General features: G+C 42.7%; 14 protein-coding genes. 3 read left to right on the plus strand and 11 right to left on the minus strand.

The window, feature by feature from the left end:
* Window positions 1–211 precede the first annotated feature (211 nt).
* The 4 genes from LIZ08_RS06510 to LIZ08_RS06525 form a co-directional block, all read right to left on the minus strand.
* Window positions 212–706 (minus strand): beta-class carbonic anhydrase, encoded by a 495-nt coding sequence (locus LIZ08_RS06510; protein ID WP_049491763.1) that lies wholly within the window; start codon window positions 704–706, stop codon window positions 212–214.
* 288 nt (window positions 707–994) lie between these two features.
* A complete protein-coding gene (radA, locus tag LIZ08_RS06515) occupies window positions 995–2,353 on the minus strand; it encodes a DNA repair protein RadA (RefSeq protein ID WP_227038529.1) in 1,359 nt (452 codons plus the stop codon).
* 13 nt (window positions 2,354–2,366) lie between these two features.
* Window positions 2,367–2,906, minus strand: a complete 540-nt coding sequence (locus tag LIZ08_RS06520) for a histidine phosphatase family protein (protein WP_227038520.1) — start codon at window positions 2,904–2,906, stop codon at window positions 2,367–2,369.
* Between the two features lies 1 nt (window position 2,907).
* A complete protein-coding gene (locus tag LIZ08_RS06525; protein ID WP_227038530.1) occupies window positions 2,908–3,354 on the minus strand; it encodes a dUTP diphosphatase in 447 nt (148 codons plus the stop codon).
* 437 nt (window positions 3,355–3,791) lie between these two features.
* Here LIZ08_RS06525 and LIZ08_RS10425 point away from each other — a divergent pair, with 437 nt between their 5' ends.
* Window positions 3,792–7,055 carry a SpaA isopeptide-forming pilin-related protein gene (locus LIZ08_RS10425; protein WP_319637119.1) on the plus strand — a complete coding sequence of 1,088 codons (3,264 nt, stop codon included), beginning with the start codon at window positions 3,792–3,794 and terminating at the stop codon, window positions 7,053–7,055.
* 144 nt (window positions 7,056–7,199) lie between these two features.
* Here LIZ08_RS10425 and LIZ08_RS06540 read toward each other — a convergent pair whose 3' ends face one another.
* Window positions 7,200–7,889 (minus strand): gamma-glutamyl-gamma-aminobutyrate hydrolase family protein, encoded by a 690-nt coding sequence (locus LIZ08_RS06540; RefSeq protein WP_003012927.1) that lies wholly within the window; start codon window positions 7,887–7,889, stop codon window positions 7,200–7,202.
* Between the two features lie 273 nt (window positions 7,890–8,162).
* On the opposite strand from LIZ08_RS06540, the gene LIZ08_RS06545 reads away from it, so the two are divergent.
* Both LIZ08_RS06545 and galU read left to right on the plus strand, forming a co-directional pair.
* A complete protein-coding gene (locus LIZ08_RS06545; RefSeq protein ID WP_227038521.1) occupies window positions 8,163–9,179 on the plus strand; it encodes an NAD(P)H-dependent glycerol-3-phosphate dehydrogenase in 1,017 nt (338 codons plus the stop codon).
* Between the two features lie 45 nt (window positions 9,180–9,224).
* A complete protein-coding gene (galU, locus tag LIZ08_RS06550; RefSeq protein WP_227038522.1) occupies window positions 9,225–10,133 on the plus strand; it encodes a UTP--glucose-1-phosphate uridylyltransferase GalU in 909 nt (302 codons plus the stop codon).
* Window positions 10,134–10,196: 63 nt separating this feature from the next.
* Here galU and LIZ08_RS06560 read toward each other — a convergent pair whose 3' ends face one another.
* The 6 genes from LIZ08_RS06560 to LIZ08_RS06585 form a co-directional block, all read right to left on the minus strand.
* The gene (locus LIZ08_RS06560; RefSeq protein WP_319637120.1) at window positions 10,197–12,608 is read right to left on the minus strand and encodes a C69 family dipeptidase; all 2,412 of its coding nucleotides are present in this window, start codon (window positions 12,606–12,608) and stop codon (window positions 10,197–10,199) included.
* 413 nt (window positions 12,609–13,021) lie between these two features.
* Window positions 13,022–13,699: a rhomboid family intramembrane serine protease gene (locus LIZ08_RS06565; RefSeq protein ID WP_024054928.1), complete on the minus strand. Its 678-nt coding sequence runs from the start codon at window positions 13,697–13,699 to the stop codon at window positions 13,022–13,024.
* Window positions 13,683–14,222 (minus strand): 5-formyltetrahydrofolate cyclo-ligase, encoded by a 540-nt coding sequence (locus LIZ08_RS06570; protein WP_227038523.1) that lies wholly within the window; start codon window positions 14,220–14,222, stop codon window positions 13,683–13,685. Before LIZ08_RS06570 ends, LIZ08_RS06565 begins: the two co-directional genes overlap by 17 nt.
* Before the next feature lie 109 nt (window positions 14,223–14,331).
* Window positions 14,332–15,465, minus strand: coding sequence for an N-acetyldiaminopimelate deacetylase (locus LIZ08_RS06575; protein ID WP_049523271.1), 1,134 nt, complete (start codon window positions 15,463–15,465; stop codon window positions 14,332–14,334).
* Window positions 15,466–15,518: 53 nt separating this feature from the next.
* Complete coding sequence (gene dapD / locus LIZ08_RS06580) at window positions 15,519–16,217, minus strand: 2,3,4,5-tetrahydropyridine-2,6-dicarboxylate N-acetyltransferase (protein WP_003016885.1); 699 nt, start codon at window positions 16,215–16,217, stop codon at window positions 15,519–15,521.
* Window positions 16,218–16,282: 65 nt separating this feature from the next.
* On the minus strand, window positions 16,283–17,524 hold the full coding sequence (locus LIZ08_RS06585) for a hypothetical protein (protein WP_227038524.1): 1,242 nt from the start codon (window positions 17,522–17,524) through the stop codon (window positions 16,283–16,285).
* Window positions 17,525–17,562 lie beyond the last annotated feature (38 nt).

Raw genomic sequence — 17,562 nt, forward strand, 5'->3', positions numbered from 1 at the left:
ATACAAATAAAATTGTAACATTATTGACATCAAGAGTCAATCTGTTGAAATTTAATTGTAATATTCTTGTTAAAATGTTATATTATACCACATATTTTTTAATATTTTGTGCCAAATTGTCACATTTTTTCCTATTTGGTTCAATTTTTTTACGCCAATAAAAAAGAGTTCAAGAAAACAAAGTCGTTTTGTTTTCTTGAACTCTTCTATTTTATTTCACTTCGGAGATCAATCCGGTATCCACATCATACACAGCTCCTGAAATCACTACATCCTCTGGAATCAAAGGGGAAGCTTTTAAAAGCTCCATATCTTCACGGACACTCTCTTCAATGTCTTGAAAGGGGAGGAAGTCGCGCTCTCCCACATCTACTCCCAGTTCTTTCTTTAGATGCTGCCGGAAAGCTTCGTTTTCAAAGGTTTGTGCGCCACAGTCTGTATGGTGCAAGACGACAATTTCGCGGGTTCCCATCTGCTGCTGGGAAATAACCAAGGAGCGGATCATGTCATCTGTCACGCGACCTCCAGCATTCCGCAAAATATGGGCATCTCCAAGAGCCAGGCCCAGTGCTGGTGCCACGTGAAGGCGGGAATCCATACAGGTCACGATGGCGACTTGTGTTTTGGGCTTAATCGGAAGACGGAGATCTCCATGCAACGCTACATAAGCTTGGTTGGCTGTTAAAAAATTATCAAAATAAGACATGGTCTCTCCTTTGTTCCTTTGAAATTCAAATCATCTATTATTTTACCACATCTCCCTATTTCTGTCAGAGAGGATCTCCCGTCATCTGTCACATCTGAAAAAAGAGAGTGGGACAGAAATCGGTAATTCGTTAGAATTCGATTTCGTCGTCCCACCTCCGCACAGTTGAGTAGGGCTGTAAAAGCTGATGAAATCAGCGTAGTAGAGCCCACTCAACCACTGCGTCTTGTTCGACAATCCAAAAACAATTGAGAGGCTAGGACTTTCGTCCCAGCCTCTTTTCTTCTATTAAAATACTTTCTTCAAGACTTCACTTAGTGTCGTCACACCGATGACCTGGATCCCCGATGGTGTCGTGATCCCCGTCAGAGAATTTTTAGGCACATAAATCTTGGTGAAACCGAGCTTAGCAGCTTCATTGATCCGTTGTTCGATCCGATTGACTCGGCGGACTTCTCCGGTCAAGCCCAACTCTCCAACGAAACACTCTTGCGGGTTGGTTGGCTTGTCCTTGTAGCTGGAAGCAATGGCTACGGCTACGGCTAGGTCGATAGCTGGCTCATCCAACTTGACACCACCTGCAGACTTGAGGTAGGCATCCTGATTTTGAAGGAGCAAACCCGCTCGTTTTTCTAGCACTGCCATGATGAGACTAGCTCGGTTAAAATCAAGCCCTGTTGTCGTCCGCTTGGCATTTCCAAACATGGTCGGTGTCACCAAGGCCTGCACTTCAGCAAGAATTGGACGTGTCCCTTCCATGGTCACTACGATGGACGAACCAGTCGCACCGTCTAAACGCTCTTCTAGGAAAACTTGACTCGGATTAAGAACTTCGACCAGCCCACCTGATTGCATCTCGAAGATCCCAATCTCATTGGTGGAGCCAAAGCGGTTCTTGACTGCTCTCAGAATTCGGAAGGTATGGTGGCGTTCGCCCTCAAAGTAGAGGACCGTATCCACCATATGTTCCAGCATCCGAGGACCTGCCAAGGTTCCTTCCTTTGTTACGTGCCCGACGATGAAGATGGCGATGTTATTGGTTTTGGCCAACTGCATGAGCTCTGCCGTCACTTCCCGCACCTGAGAAACCGATCCCTGGACCCCTGAAATCTCAGGAGACATAATGGTCTGGATGGAGTCAATGATCAGAAAATCAGGTTGGATACGTTCAACCTCTGCTCGCACGCTCTGCATATTGGTCTCAGCATAGAGATAAAACTCACTGTCGATATCCCCCAAGCGCTCTGCCCGTAACTTGATCTGCTGGGCCGACTCCTCTCCACTGACATAGAGAACCGTTCCCACTTGAGACAGTTGGGTTGATACTTGAAGGAGCAGGGTTGATTTCCCAATCCCTGGATCACCACCGATGAGGACCAGACTTCCTGGCACAACCCCGCCACCAAGCACTCGGTTAAACTCCTCCATCTCCGTCTTAGTTCGATGCACATTGATAGAAGTCACCTCAGCTAATTTCATGGGTTTGGTCTTTTCACCCGTCAAGGACACACGCGCATTCTTAACCTCAGCGACCTCAACTTCCTCAACAAAAGAAGACCAAGAACCACAGTTAGGACAGCGCCCTAGGTATTTGGGTGAATTATAGGCACAATTTTGACAAATAAAAGTCGTTTTTTTCTTAGCGATGATAAACCTCTTTCTAAATCTCTATCTCACACTCAATCACTTGGCAAAAATCAATCTTCTCATTTGGCACAAACTGACGCATGAGCATTCCGTGAGTTACAATGATAATAGTTTTATAATTTTTATATTTTTCCAAAGCTCTTAAAAAACGATGACGCATCTCTAGATCAGTTTCATAGCGATAAGGAGAATCTTCAGATAAAGCTCCTTGATGTTTTAGATAATATTCATGAGCTACCAATACACTAGTTAAATCAGAGTTAGTGCCATCTAAGTCTGGACGCCACTCATGAAAAAACGGCTCCACAAATAAGTCCAATCCTGTTTCGACTGCTATATAATGTGCTGTTTCTAAAGCCCTCGTCACAGACGATGAAATAATAATCTCTGCCTTTCTAAAACATGCAGTTTTAGCAACTTCTTTTGCCAGACTGCGACCTTTTCCTGTCAATGGTGCTAAATCACGACCAAAACCACTATAGAGTTGCGGATCTTCAAGTTTATCAAGCATACTATAATCTGGCTCCCCATGACGGACAAAGATAATCTTCATCTTAGTGCCCTGTCGACCCAAATCCACCGGTCCGCACGCCATCTGCTTCATCTCCATCTGCAATCAAGAAAGGTGCAAAGACAGCCTGAACCACGCGTTCGCCAACTTCAAGAACGACTTCTTGGTCGGTAATGTTTTTCATCTGAGCAAAGATATGGCCTTCGTTTCCTGGATTGCCATAGTAGTCTCCATCAATGACACCCACAGAGTTGATCAAGACCAGACCTTTTTTGCGAGGGTTAGAGGAACGGTCATAGAGATAGAGCACTTCACCCGCTTGCATATAGGCCTTGACCCCAGTTGGAACAAGAACGATTTCTCCTGGTGCAATGACCGTGCGCTCTGCCACCTTTAAGTCGTAGCCAGCTGCATGGGCTGTTTCCCGTTTTGGTAGCAAGTTCTGGTTGGTATAGCTTGATACAAGTTTAAATCCACGAATTTTTGTCATCATAATTCCTCTTTCATTCTAAAATGTTTCTATCTCTTCTATTATACCATCACTTTGCCCTAGCGTCTCTTCAATTCTACTATTCGTATTCTTTCAATAAAAACTTACTTTTTCGTCCTTCTTTTTTGTAAATCGGTTGGCATTTTCGTGGTTATTTTCTGAAAGAGAACAAAAGTTGATAAAATCTCTTAAAAGTTCGTAATTCCTGCCTCATTTCATCAATTTTAACTTGAAGCTACTCATTATTTTTGCTATAATTCCCTGTGTAGGGAATAATTTTAAAAGTAAAATATTTTACCCTATAAAATTATTTTATGGAGGTCGTGTCTCAGCACTCAATTCTTATTACCAACAGATTGGATTTGAACGTTCCTATCCTTAAGAGTAATCATGCATTGATAACTAGGCACTAATTTTTTATGAAAAGGGAAGATAAGATGAAGAATAGAAATATTAAAATTTTCTCATTTGTCCTTTGTTTAGTGGCCATGCTTTTCGCTTTAGGTCTAAATCGCACTTCAGCAGAAACTCCTGAAGTGACCGTTAGCGGAAAATTGGTCGATACGATCAAAAATATCAAAGTTACCAATAATGAAGGTGGCAACCTTGATTGGGAATTAGGACAATGGGCAACATTCCGTATCAATGCTGATTTCAACTTGGCTGATAAGAATGTCAAAAAAGGAGATACAACTGACATTACAGTTCCAGACGCTTTGATCATTACGTCGCAAAGTTTTGAGATTCGTGATGTCAATACGAATGAGGTCATTGCCCACTCAACGGTTGACAAAGACAATAAGAAATTGTCATTGACTTACACTGACTATGTCGAAAAACACTCAGATACCCAGGGATCCTTCTTCTTCTATGCGCGGATTGACTTCAAGAAACACCCACAAAAAGGAGAAGTTCCGATTGAAATAACCGTCAATGGGGAAACCAAGATCGGCGGGAAGGTTACCTTTAAAGGGGTTGGAGACGGCAACCCAAGACTTTTAACAAAGACTAGTTGGGTTAATGAAGGTGATAAAAGAGAGGTCCAATACACTATTTCAGTCAATCGTACAAAACAAAACATCAATGGTGTAACGATTGAGGACCACTTGAAATTTACAAATGCTTCTTACGAAAAAGATAGCATTAAGGTTATCAAAGGTAAATTCTCTTATGAAACCGGTGAATGGGTATTCTCTGATAGAGTTGATGTAACAGACCAGCATAAGATTACAATTAGCGAAGATGGTCAATCATTTGTTATTGATTTAGGTGACATTACAGATCAAGATCAGTATCGTATTAATTATAAAGTACGTTTAAATTATGACCCTGTTGATGGTGAATTATTAAAGAATGATGCTACATTAAAAGGTAAAGGTGTCGTTGTTAAAGAAGTGACAAATGGTGCTGCAGTTCAAATTGCTGGTGGTGCTGGTGTTGGTTATGTTTACTCAATCAATATCCATAAAGTAGATGATGCGAATCAACCACTTAAGGGTGCTAAGTTTAGAGTTGTTCGTCAAGCGAATAATCAAGTTATCGGTGAGTTTGAATCAGACGAAAATGGTAATATTGCTGTTGGAAAACTCTTAAAAGATAAATATATCTTAACTGAAATTGAAGCCCCATCAGGTCATATCATTAAAGAAGCTGATACTGTAGTTAATGTTGAAGATTTTGGTGCTGATCATTCAGTAACGAAAACAATTGTAAATCCGAAAGATAAGCCAAAAGAAACAAAAGCTACCATCGAACTTGATAAAACTCTTACCGGTCGTGATCTAACAGATGGCGAATTCAGCTTTGAATTGTACGAGGGTGCAACTAAGCTTCAAACTGTTACAAACAAAAACGGAAAAGTAACATTTGCACCAATTGAGTACACCGAAGAAGGTGAACATACTTACACTGTTAAGGAAGTAGCTGGAAATACCCCAGGTATTACCTATGACAAGACTGATAAACAAGTAACTGTTACGGTGAAAAAAGATGGCGACAACCTGAAAGCAGATGTTGCTTATCCAGAAAATAAAACCTTCTCAAATACTTATACGGCTCCTCAACCAGCAAAAGCTAAAATTTCAGCGAGCAAGATTTTAGAAGGTGCTGAATTGAAGAATGGTGAATTCAATTTCCAATTGTTGGATGAGACCGGAAAAGTTCTTCAAACAAAACAAAATGCTGCAGATGGTACGGTAGCCTTTGATGACATTTCATATTCATCAGAGGACGCAGGAAAAACCTTCCACTACACGATTAAAGAAGTCATTCCTGAAAGCAAAGCAAAAGGAATGACCTACGATGAAGGAAGTATTGATGCGACTGTAACTGTCACAAAAGATGATGCAAGCAATACACTCAAAGCTTCTGTGACATATGGTGATAAGACCTCCTTCACTAACAAATTGGTAACCACTTCAATTCCACCAACTCCTCCGACGGTTGACAAACCTGAATTGAAACTCTACAGCATCCAATTGTACAAAGTGAACCAAGAAGGAAATGCTCTTGCAGGTGCTGTATTTGGTCTCTTTGAAGCTGATGGTACTACTCCTGTAGCAAATCCTTATGGTGCAGGTCAAGCGACCGCAACTTCTGATGCAAATGGTCTTGTAACTTTTACAGGATTTGAAGCAAAAGATTATGTGGTGAAAGAACTTACTGCTCCAGAAGGTTATCAGCTATCAGCAGATGTGATTAAAGTTTCTGCTAGCGAGTTGAAAGCTGCGACTAACCTCGTCGTAGACAAAGGAACAGTGGTCAACAAACCGTTCACTTCAATTCCACCAACACCACCGACTGTTGACAAACCTGAATTGAAACTCTACAGCATCCAATTGCACAAAGTGAACCAAGAAGGGAAAGCTCTTGTTGGTGCCGTATTCGGTCTCTTTGAAGCCGATGGTACGACTCCTGTAGCGAACCCTTATGGTGCAGGTCAAGCAACTGCTACCTCTGATGCCAATGGTCTGATTACTTTTACAGGTCTTGAAGCAAGAGATTATGTAGTGAAAGAACTCACAGCACCAGAAGGATACCAACTTTCAAATGAAGTCATCACTGTAGCAGCTAGTGATTTGGTTGCTTCAAACAGTGTAGTGGATAAAGGAAATGTCGTTAACAAACCGTTCACTGCGATTCCACCAACTCCTCCGACTGTTGATAAACCTAAATTAAAACTCTACAACATTCAATTGCATAAAGTAAACCTAGTAGGTCAAGACTTGGCAGGAGCAGTATTTGGTCTCTATGAAGCAGATGGCGTGACTCCAGTAGCCAATCCATATGGTGAAGGCCAAGCGACTGCTACTTCAGATGCCAATGGCCTTGTATCTTTCACTGGTTTGGAAGCAAGAGATTATGTCATTAAGGAGCTAGTGGCACCGGCTGGCTACCAATTATTAACGGATGTTATTACAGTATCTGCTAACGAATTGAAAGCTGCACCTAACCTTGTAGTAGATAAGGGAACGGTTGTGAACTACCTCATTCCACCAACACCTCCATCAACAGACAAACCAAAAGAAAAACCTAAAACAGACAAACCAAAAGGAGAGAAACCTTCTGGAAGTCAACCAAAGGAAGAGAAGAAACACACCCTTCCTTCTACAGGTGACACAGTTAGCCTTGGACTAGTAACTGCAGGACTTTCTTTGGCAGGTGCTGGAAGCATGCTCGTTGCTAAAAAGCGCCACGAATAATTCTAAAACAGGTTTTCATCTAGCATTGCTAGGTGGACCTGTTTTTTATTAACGATTATCCTGTTTTTCATTTTATTACCAGCATTTTGTCTATATTTTCTAAGACACAAAAAAGAGATCAGCTCAAGTCCAACCTCTCTTTTCTTATAATTCTTGTAATAAATAACGGAAGAGTTCTAAATTTCCTTTTTCTTCATTGACCAAGTATTCTGGATGCCACTGCAAGCCCATAATCCGATGGCCGTCTACCGCTTCAATCGCTTCGATGGTGTGATCGCGCGGATCAAAGGCAGTCGCACGGAAATTTGGCGCGAGATCCTTGATGCTTTGACGGTGCACGGAATTAATCCGACTGGCCTGTCCAAAAAGCTGCTCTACCACACTGCCTTTTTTAGTCTGGATAGAATGGGAAGTCCCAAACGGAAGTCCTTGCCAATGCCCTTCGATCTCTTGGTTGAGTGTTCCTCCAAAAGCCACATTGATCAACTGAACCCCACGGCAAATTCCTAGAACCGGTTTGTTTTGGCGTACTGCTTCCTTCAGTAGGGCAAGCTCAAATTGGTCACGTTCGATATTGTAATCATCGCTCTCGATCGTTTTTTCTTCGCCATAGAGACTAGGATCGACATTTTGGCCTCCACTTAAGATCAATTTGTCAATCGTTTCAACATAGTCCTTAACCAAGGAAGGATCCCCCATCGGGATGACCATTGGAAGTCCACCTGCTTGACGAATCCCTTCCGCAAACTGACTAGATACAGAGGAATGAAGGTTTTTCCCTTCCGGGTCCACCGGACAGAGATTGGCGGATACTCCAACAATTGTTCTGCACATATTCATTCCTCCTTCATTTTTACTAATACTTATGTTACCACCCATTAGTGATAGTGTCTAATATGTATTTTTTAAAACCGTGATAGATTTTATTTATCACCCTCACCTTCCTCACAAAACAATTGATGATCATACAAGTTTTTTTACCTATATTATGTTAAAATAGAGAGGAAAATAGAATCGTCCTTCAAGGCACACATTCGGCCGTTTCGAAGGTGCAAGCGCTAGATTTCCTAGCCTTGTTGAAAAATAGACATAGAAATGGAAGATACAATGGAAAAACAAACCGTTGCAGTATTGGGTCCTGGTTCATGGGGAACAGCCCTTTCACAAGTCCTCAATGATAACGGCCATGAAGTCCGTCTCTGGGGAAATATCCAAGAACAAATCGATGAAATCAATACCGCTCATACCAATCAACGCTATTTCAAAGACATCGTTATTAGCGAAGAGATTACTGCTACGACCGATCTGAAAGCAGCTTTGGACGGCGTGGATGCTATCCTTTTTGTCGTTCCTACAAAGGTGACCCGCTTGGTCGCTAAACAAGTCGCTAAAACACTGGATCACCCTGTAACAGTCATGCACGCTTCCAAGGGACTAGAACCTGGTACACACGATCGGATTTCTCAAATCCTCGAAGAAGAAATCCCTGCTTCTCTTCGCAGTGAAGTAGTAGTCGTTTCTGGACCGAGTCATGCAGAGGAGACCATCGTACGGGATATCACCCTTATTACAGCAGCCTCAAAAGATTTAGAAGTTGCTCGCTATGTTCAAGAACTCTTTAGCAATCACTACTTCCGTCTCTATACCAATACAGATGTTATCGGAGTGGAAACTGCTGGAGCCTTGAAGAATATCATCGCAGTCGGAGCTGGAGCTTTGCACGGTCTTGGTTATGGTGACAATGCCAAAGCAGCCATCATCACGCGCGGTCTCGCTGAAATCACGCGCCTTGGCGTTAAGCTCGGAGCTAGCCCATTGACCTATAGTGGTTTATCTGGGGTCGGTGACTTGATCGTTACCGGAACTTCTGTTCACTCTCGCAACTGGCGAGCTGGGGATGCTCTCGGACGTGGGGAAAAATTGGAAGATATCGAAGCCAACATGGGCATGATCATTGAAGGGATCTCTACGACCAAAGTCGCCCACGAGCTGGCCCAAGAATTGGATGTCTACATGCCGATTACACAAGCCATTTACCAAGTCATCTATGAAGGAAAAGATATCCGCGAAGCCATCCACCACATGATGAGCAATGAATTTAAAGAAGAGAACGAGTGGAAATAAGTCAACCACCCTAACATCAATCCTACCTTTTAGAAAGGAAACTATATGACTAAAGTTAGAAAAGCAGTCATTCCTGCGGCTGGTTTAGGGACACGCTTCCTCCCAGCTACCAAAGCTTTGGCAAAGGAAATGTTGCCAATCGTTGACAAACCTACGATCCAATTCATCGTAGAAGAGGCTCTGAAATCTGGAATTGAGGAAATCCTTGTCGTAACTGGGAAGGCCAAACGTTCGATCGAAGACCATTTCGATTCTAACTTCGAATTGGAATACAATCTCGAGCAAAAAGGCAAGACTGACTTACTCAAGTTGGTCAATGATACAACAGCGATCAATCTTCATTTCATCCGCCAAAGTCACCCTCGAGGTTTAGGGGACGCTGTTCTTCAAGGCAAGGCCTTTGTTGGAAACGAGCCTTTTGTCGTTATGTTGGGAGATGATCTCATGGACATCACTAATGATGATGCCTTGCCATTGACCAAACAATTGATGAACGACTACGATGAAACCCATGCGTCAACCATCGCTGTGATGGAAGTCCCTCACGAAGAGGTTTCTTCTTACGGTGTGATCGCACCTCAAGGCGAAGGCATTAACGGTCTTTATAGCGTTGAAACGTTTGTCGAAAAACCAAACCCAGAGGACGCTCCAAGTGATCTCGCTATTATCGGACGCTACCTCTTGACTCCTGAAATCTTTGATATTCTTGCAAATCAAGAACCAGGTGCTGGCAATGAAATTCAATTGACAGATGCGATCGACACCCTCAATAAAACCCAACGAGTCTTTGCCCGTGAATTTAAAGGCCAACGCTACGATGTAGGTGATAAATTCGGCTTCATGAAAACTTCGATTGACTATGCCTTGAAACACCCTCAAGTCAAAGATGATCTCAAACAATATATTATCGACCTTGGAAAAAAATTAGAAGCATCTGAACAAACTGCAGACTAAAAAAGAAGGAAGAGAGATTTCATTCTCACTTCCTTTTTTGTTGTATCTTATAAACTGTATCGTTTAATGGGTTCTACGTTTTTCGATGTAGTAGCCAAATCCAAAAACTGTCAAAAGAACTCCGCCTACCATCGTCGCGATTGAGATACTTTGTCCGGTTGATGGTAATTTTTTCTCACCTTTCTTCTCTTCAATTTTTGCTGCAGATTTATAAACTACACCATAAGTTGAGAAATGAGAGGTTGTAAATGTTACGGCTGACTTTTCTTCATTTAGTTGGAATTGGAAGGATTCCAATTGACCATTTTCACCGATACCATAAACTGCTTCTACTTCTTTTTGCCCATTGACTGGAATGGTCACAACCGTTGGACTAATTTGATGTATAGGATTATTTTGGTTCGATAATTGAATATTATATGCCTTGTAATCTTTACCAGCTAGTTCTTTGACATCTTTCAAAACTTCAACAAGAAGACTATAGCCACCTTGAGCAAAATCAGGGTTTTGCAAGACGATACCTGTTGCCTGGTCTACTAAAATATATGAATTTGTTGGTAAAACTGGGCGACCAACGGTACTAACACTGTTACTATTTGTAGGAACAATAGTAGTTGTATTACTTGGTGTTGTTTCTTCCTTGCTTGGTTCTGTACTTGCTTCAGTGCTTGGCTTCGTTTCTTCCTTGCTCGGTTCTGTACTTGCTTCGGTGCTTGGCTTCGTTTCTTCCTTGCTTGGTTCTGTACTTGACTCAGTGCTTGGCTTCGTTTCTTCCTTGCTTGGTTCTGTACTTGACTCTTTGCTTGGCTTCGTTTCTTCCTTGCTTGGTTCTGTACTTGACTCTGTGCTTGGCTTTGTTTCTTCCTTGCTTGGCTCGGTACTTGATTCTGTTGGATCCTTGTAGTCATCTGGTAAAGATGCACGGTATGGATCATCTGTACGACCTGCTTCTTTAAGAGTTGCAGATAATTCAGACTCATATTGCTTGAATTGTTTGAAGAGACGTTCAGACCGAGCTAAAGCATCCTCAGTCACTTTATCTTCAACTGCTTTTGCTGCAGCTTCATCAGCTTTCAAGGCTGCATATTTGCTATCACTAACCTTCTGTTCAATGATCAATTGTTCTTCGAGAGCTTTCCAGTGATTTTGAATCGATTTTCCAAAGAGGTCTTGATTATTGATTGCCATCTGGTCAATATGCCATACTGTCCAATACCATGAATTCGGATCATAGGTAGCAGTTTGAGGTTTGAAAGCTTTATAGGTATCTTTTACATTTCCATAGAATGGAACATAAGGAGTATTCCGTGAAGGTCCCATTCCGAGCCATACAGTTCCACCAAATGATTTTGGAAGGTTTGGATTGATTTGGTAGACATGGGCATCGATGACGTTTTCGTTCCCTAAAGCATACTTGTATTGGTCTTTCCGAACAGTATCGTTGCTACCATTATCCCCTTGTTTCTTGACACCAATTTGATCATCTGGAACAAAACGACCATTTAAGTGTTCAAAACGGTTGCGTTGCAATGCAAAAGCATCTTCCAAAGTAAATTTCTTGTTTGGATCTGTTGGTGAGCGGAAGAGTTCATATTCATCATCTTCATAAGTCACTTTTGAGTTTGGATCCAAAAGAGTGATTCCTGCGTAAGTACGTGAACGGTCTCCTTCAGCATATTTTTCTGGTCCATAAGATTTAGCAATATGGAAGTTCCCATCTTTGTCTGTCTTGTAGTTACCAGATTCTTTAGCTACCTTTTCGACATCTTTCGAAGCGATCACGTTTTCCTTATCATTCAAATCCACATGACCAAGGTAGTAGGTATTTGCAAAGACTGCATATTTGTCCTCTGGGACTTTTACCGCTACATATTGGTGTCCAGAAAGAATTTCCATATACCAAGTTTCATTTTGGTCTGCAAAAACGACAACATTCCCTTCTGCCGATCCTTTTTCTTCAATGACTTTAGCTAGGAATTCAACCCCTTCACGAGCAGACTTAACGCGTGGTAACACTACGTCCAACATAGCAGCTTCTGGAATTCCGTTTTCTGTCAACGGGTCAGTCTTCAAGACTTTTTTGTTTGGAATTGCTGTAACAGTTGAGGTCATAGAAACACCGGCTTCGTTAAATCCGTGTTCACCAAAAGCACCGTTACTACCATCTCCACGAGCAGAGTCATAAGTCGCTGTGTATTTCATTTCACTAGCAGCATGTGGATAGGTAAAACCATTGGATTCGTCTTCCAGTTGATCCCCTTCCTTATAATTCTTTGCATCAACAACCACATAATTCTTGTTGTGCTTGCCACCATTTGGATAGTAAGGGTAGTCTTCTGTCCGACCAAAGAGAGTGGTCCCATCCTTGGTCAATTGCCGACCAATGATAAAGCCACAACAGGCTTGAACGGCTTGAACTGGTAGGAGCAAAAATGTCATTGCTACCAATGAAAGTTTAAACAACCATTTCTTCATGGCAAATCTCCTTTTCGAATGTCCCTTTTAAAAAAGGCACTATTCCTGATTTTTTATACTCCTAGTCTACCTCTTTTTAGTTATTTTTGCAAACGCTTACCAGACTTGTTTTTATTCTATTTTTTCCTAAATTATCTTTCTATCAACTCATTTCTATGTAAATTATATATATTTATTGAGATTTCAAACAATTTTCTGTTAGTTTACGATTGCACTACATTTTTTAGGAAAAAAAGAGAGTGGGACAGAAATCGGTAATTCGTTAGAATTCGATTTCGTCGTCCCACCTCCGCACAGTTGAGTAGGGCTGTAAAAGCTGATGAAATCAGCGTAGTAGAGCCCACTCAACCACTGCGTCTTGCTCGACAATCCAAAAACAATTAAGAGGCTAGGACTTTTGTCCTAGCCTCTTCTTAAAATAGATTCAAGATTTTACCTAAGAAATAAAGCAAAAGTAAGAGATAAGATAGGGCAGCACTCATCTGATAGGTTCGGTTCATAAAACGAGCTTCCCCTCTTACTGGAAAGACATAAGCCAACATGACCCCAGCTACTAAACCACCGATGTGCCCCGCCATACTGATTCCTGGCATGAAGCTAAAGATCAAATTGACCACAATCAAGCTGGTATAGGACTGACTCAAATGGCGAATATAGGGACTTTGGACAATAAAACGCAAAGCACCAATGGTCCCAAACAGTCCAAAGAGGGCTGTAGAAGCTCCTGCCGCAATCACATCTGGCGTAAAAATAGCAACAAAAACATTGCCCATCATTCCTGATAAGAGATAAAGAGCTAAGAAAGCCTTCGATCCAAAGAGATCTTCTGCCAGACGTCCCAAGTAATAGAGGGTGATCATATTGAGCACAAAATGTTCTAGGCCGATATGAACAAATGTAGCTGTCACGATTCGCCATAACTGGCTTGGATCAGCTTCCACAACTTCTCCGATAATCCCACCGCTATAGTAAACAGCAGCACCCGTTTGGTAGTCACTTCCAAATCGGATAAACATGGAAAGAAAGACTGCCGTTGTGACGAGCAATAAGATGCTGGTCACAGGATAACGACGATCAAAGAGCAACTTCATAGACTAGCACCTCCTGAACTGCCTGATCAAACGTATCTGGCTGGAACTCCTTCTGCTGGATGGAATAAATCGTACTAACCGTTTTTCCAGTAAAATCTGCTAAATAACGATCATAATAGCCACCACCATAGCCAATTCGGTAGCCTTTTGACTGGAAGACCACGCCTGGTACATGGATCAGATCAATCTCTGACTGTTCCACAACCCTTCCTTTTTCATTGGGCTCCAACAAACCAAAGCGTGTCTTTTCTAAAATGTCAGGATCGTATTCCACAAATTCCATCCGCCCTTGTGGATAGGTACGGGGAACACAGACGCGTTTTCCAAGTTGAAGAGCAGCTTGGATCAAGCCAGCTGTGGAAACTTCATGGCCAAAAGACAGATAGGTCGCAAGGGTCTTTGCCTCCTGAAAAGCTGGTAACTCCAAGAGGCGCTGAGTCAGCTCTTCATCTGCTTGAGTTTTTATAGTTTGCGGCAGTGCTTTCATAGCTGCAATGGTTTCTTTTCGTAGTATTTTCTTCATTCCCTACTCCTTTTGTATAGCTTTAATTGTATCATTTTTTATGAAACATCCGAACAGTTTTTATACAACAAAGAAAAAATCCAACTCCAGACGGAGTTGAATCAATCCTTTATTGGTTAGCCTTCATTTTCAAAAATTTACCAATGTTTTCCACAGCAAAGGGAAGGGCGGCCTCATTGGGGCTCATCTTTGGATGGTGCAAGGCATAAGGGGTATCAATCCCCAACCAGAACATGACACCGGGGACCTTGCTCAAGAGAAAGCCGAAGTCTTCTCCTGTCATCGCAGGCAGAATATCAATCAGGTTCACGTCTTCCTCAGCTGTGAAAAAGTCCATGAGTTCTTTGGCCAATTCTGGTTGGTTTTCCACAGGCAGGTAGCCTCCTTGCTTGAGTTCCAGGTCCAATTTCACATCAAAGGCTGCTGCAACTCCTTCTGCAATGGCTTTGACCCGTTTTTGAGTCAAAAGATTCATCTCCATGGTCAAGGTCCGAATGGTCCCATGAAGGAAGGCTGTCTCAGCGATCACATTATTGGTTGTCCCTGCATGCATGGAACCAAAGGTCACCACAGCACCTTCAATCGGATCGACATTTCGACTCACGACCGATTGGACTTGGGTAATGAAGTAAGAGGCCGCTACAAGAGCGTCATTGGCCTCATGTGGAAAGGCCGCATGCCCTCCCTTTCCTGTAAAGGTGATCTTGACTTCACAGGTCCCTGCAAAAAGGGTACCCGTATTGGTCGCAATGTCCCCCACCTTCAAATCAGGGCGCACATGCAGACCATAAAATTCATCAGGAAGCCAGTCGCCAAAAGCATTGTCCTTATACATGAGCATCCCACCAGCTTCGTTTTCTTCAGCTGGTTGGAAGAGAAAGAGCAGGTTATTTTTTGGTTGCACTTGAACCAGTTGATCCAAAAGCCCAAGAGCTGTCGTCATGTGCATATCGTGACCACAAGCATGCATCCGTCCTTCGTGCTTGGAAGCAAAATCAAGGCCCGTTTGTTCCACAATCGGTAAACCATCGATATCTGTCCGCCAGCCGATAGTTTTTTCAGGTGCAGCCCCATGGAGATAAACCAGGATCCCGGTCCGCCAAGTCCGTTGCTCAACAAAGTCCTTGCCCGCTGTGATCTCTGCGATTCGCTCTAAGAGGTAGGCTTGGGTTTCAAATTCTTCCAAGCCAATTTCAGGGATTTGGTGCAAATCCCGTCTGATTTTGATTAAGTCCAATGTCATAGTTGTCTTCTTTCTATTAGAATAGAGGCCTTGCGGCCTCTACTATCAATATGTTACAAATTACGCAAAGCGTCTTCGAGTGCTGTTTTTTGTTGTGTTTTTTCATCGATTTCCTTGATGATGCGAGCTGGGACACCAGCTACAACCACATTTTCAGGAACATCTTGAGTAACGATAGCGCCAGCGGCAACGACGGATCCGTTTCCTACTTGAACCCCTTCAATCACAACTGCATTGGCACCGACCAAGACATTATCACCGATCCGAACAGGCTCAGCAGAAGCTGGCTCAATGACACCCGCAAGAACGGCACCTGCACCGATGTGGCTGTTTTTACCAACAGTAGCACGACCACCAAGGATAGCCCCCATATCAATCATGGTTCCTGCACCGATTTCAGCACCGATATTGATCACAGCCCCCATCATCACGACAGCATTGTCTTCGATGGTCACTTGGTCACGGATAATAGCGCCCGGTTCGATACGCGCATTTAGATAGCGCTTATCAAGCAAGGGAACAGCTGAATTCCGACCATCTTGTTCCACCACATAATCCTTGTTCTCCGTTAAGTTGGCAAGAAGGGGCTCGATATCTTTCCAGTCACCGAACAAAACATTGCCAAGCTTGGTAACAGAAGCAGGAACAGCCGTTGCCAATTCCCCTTCAAAGGTTACTTTCACATTTGTTTTCTTTTCTGCATTTCCAATAAAAGCGATAATTTCTTGAGCAGACATTTTTTGTGCAGTCATGAGATTCTCCATTCATTTCAATTAAAGGTATCCATATTATACCACAATCCTAGTGAGATGAACACCTAAGGCGACGTGCTTGTAGCCGAATCCTTCAGGCCTGTCATTTCACTAATGGTGCGATTGCTTCCAAAGTGAATCGTAACTAAATGCGCATCAGAAAGTTTGTAGTAAAAGATTAAGAAGGACTCTGAACTCATCATACTCGACCAAGAAACACGGTTAGGAATTCCTACGGTATTCACAAGATCTGAATAGCTGGTTCCTATTTTAATATTGGCAAAATCCTCTCTGTTCAAACTGCCATTTTTATTGGCTAATCGCTCACTGTTTAGGTTCTCAAAATCAAGAGAAGATAAACGGTCACCAACAATATTTGAAAGTAAAACTGTTACGGAAGAAGGAGAGCCTTCCGACTGATAATCCAATTGTGTCATAAAAGGACTGACACCACCTTCTTGGTAGGTTTCTTCCCCACCACTAGCCTTGCCCAGTACAGCTACCACATCCTGCGGAGACAGATAAGTTGAAGAGGTACGACCTTGATCCCCCTCACTTAAACCAGGAATCAGGGAAATCGCCTTCTCATAGGTCACTTGAAACTGAAATTCACCTTCCGGTGCAATCAAGGTACTCGTACCACTCTTCAAGGTTTCCTTTCTGGTTCCATAAGACCGGCCAGGACTTCCGTATTCACTAGTAGTAGAAGAAGGATGTTCCTCACTATGGATACCTCCTGAAGCTAGATAGGCAAATAATCCCAGCATGGCCAATAATCCAAAAAAGGCTGCCAGCGAAGACCCTCCACTATTAGAGGAAGGAGAGTAGGTTTTCGCCCTATCCGATTGGGAGTCTAGTACCGTTTGTCTTGGTTCTGAATGCCTGCCTCCCCCTATTGAAGCCAGGTCAGCTTCTGAAATCAAGCGGCTCCCACCCTGGTGCTCTACTTTTTTCTCAGCTGAAGGAGACTGCCCTATTGTATTTTGTGCTGGTGTTTCTGACCTTGCTTCTTCTGTTAGTGGTGTAGCAAGAACGACCTGAGCTGATTCGTCTTCAGGTGTAGCAAATGAGCCTTCCTTTGGATCATACGATTCCTCCTTCACACCAATCGCTGGTTCGTCTTTTCGTTCCTCTTCTTGTTTCACCTCTTCCTGAAAAGCAGGGACTTCTACCACTTCTGGCTCTTTTGCGAGCGTATCTTCTAGCTTCTCAGGACTTCCTTTTTCTAAGGGTGCTTCTTTCGGCTGGCCTTTCGAAAACCGACTCTGGTGCTCATTTCGTAGATGCGACCAGTCTTTATTTCCCATTGTCCTCTCCTTTTATTTAAAATGCTTCGGCTGATTTT

It is taken from the genome of Streptococcus sp. 210928-DFI.4.42 (assembly GCF_020554365.1).
Lineage (GTDB): Bacteria > Bacillota > Bacilli > Lactobacillales > Streptococcaceae > Streptococcus > Streptococcus parasanguinis_S.

Excerpts from the sequence above, each read along its gene's own strand:
- LIZ08_RS06520 (WP_227038520.1), bottom strand. The coding sequence starts at position 2,906 with ATGAAGATTATCTTTGTCCGTCATGGGGAGCCAGATTATAGTATGCTT.
- LIZ08_RS06560 (WP_319637120.1), bottom strand. The coding sequence starts at position 12,608 with ATGAAGAAATGGTTGTTTAAACTTTCATTGGTAGCAATGACATTTTTG.
- LIZ08_RS06570 (WP_227038523.1), bottom strand. The coding sequence starts at position 14,222 with ATGAAGAAAATACTACGAAAAGAAACCATTGCAGCTATGAAAGCACTG.
- LIZ08_RS06545 (WP_227038521.1), top strand. The coding sequence starts at position 8,163 with ATGGAAAAACAAACCGTTGCAGTATTGGGTCCTGGTTCATGGGGAACA.
- LIZ08_RS06585 (WP_227038524.1), bottom strand. The coding sequence starts at position 17,524 with ATGGGAAATAAAGACTGGTCGCATCTACGAAATGAGCACCAGAGTCGG.
- galU (WP_227038522.1), top strand. The coding sequence starts at position 9,225 with ATGACTAAAGTTAGAAAAGCAGTCATTCCTGCGGCTGGTTTAGGGACA.
- LIZ08_RS10425 (WP_319637119.1), top strand. The coding sequence starts at position 3,792 with ATGAAGAATAGAAATATTAAAATTTTCTCATTTGTCCTTTGTTTAGTG.
- LIZ08_RS06510 (WP_049491763.1), bottom strand. The coding sequence starts at position 706 with ATGTCTTATTTTGATAATTTTTTAACAGCCAACCAAGCTTATGTAGCG.
- dapD (WP_003016885.1), bottom strand. The coding sequence starts at position 16,217 with ATGACTGCACAAAAAATGTCTGCTCAAGAAATTATCGCTTTTATTGGA.
- LIZ08_RS06565 (WP_024054928.1), bottom strand. The coding sequence starts at position 13,699 with ATGAAGTTGCTCTTTGATCGTCGTTATCCTGTGACCAGCATCTTATTG.
- LIZ08_RS06525 (WP_227038530.1), bottom strand. The coding sequence starts at position 3,354 with ATGACAAAAATTCGTGGATTTAAACTTGTATCAAGCTATACCAACCAG.
- LIZ08_RS06540 (WP_003012927.1), bottom strand. The coding sequence starts at position 7,889 with ATGTGCAGAACAATTGTTGGAGTATCCGCCAATCTCTGTCCGGTGGAC.
- LIZ08_RS06575 (WP_049523271.1), bottom strand. The coding sequence starts at position 15,465 with ATGACATTGGACTTAATCAAAATCAGACGGGATTTGCACCAAATCCCT.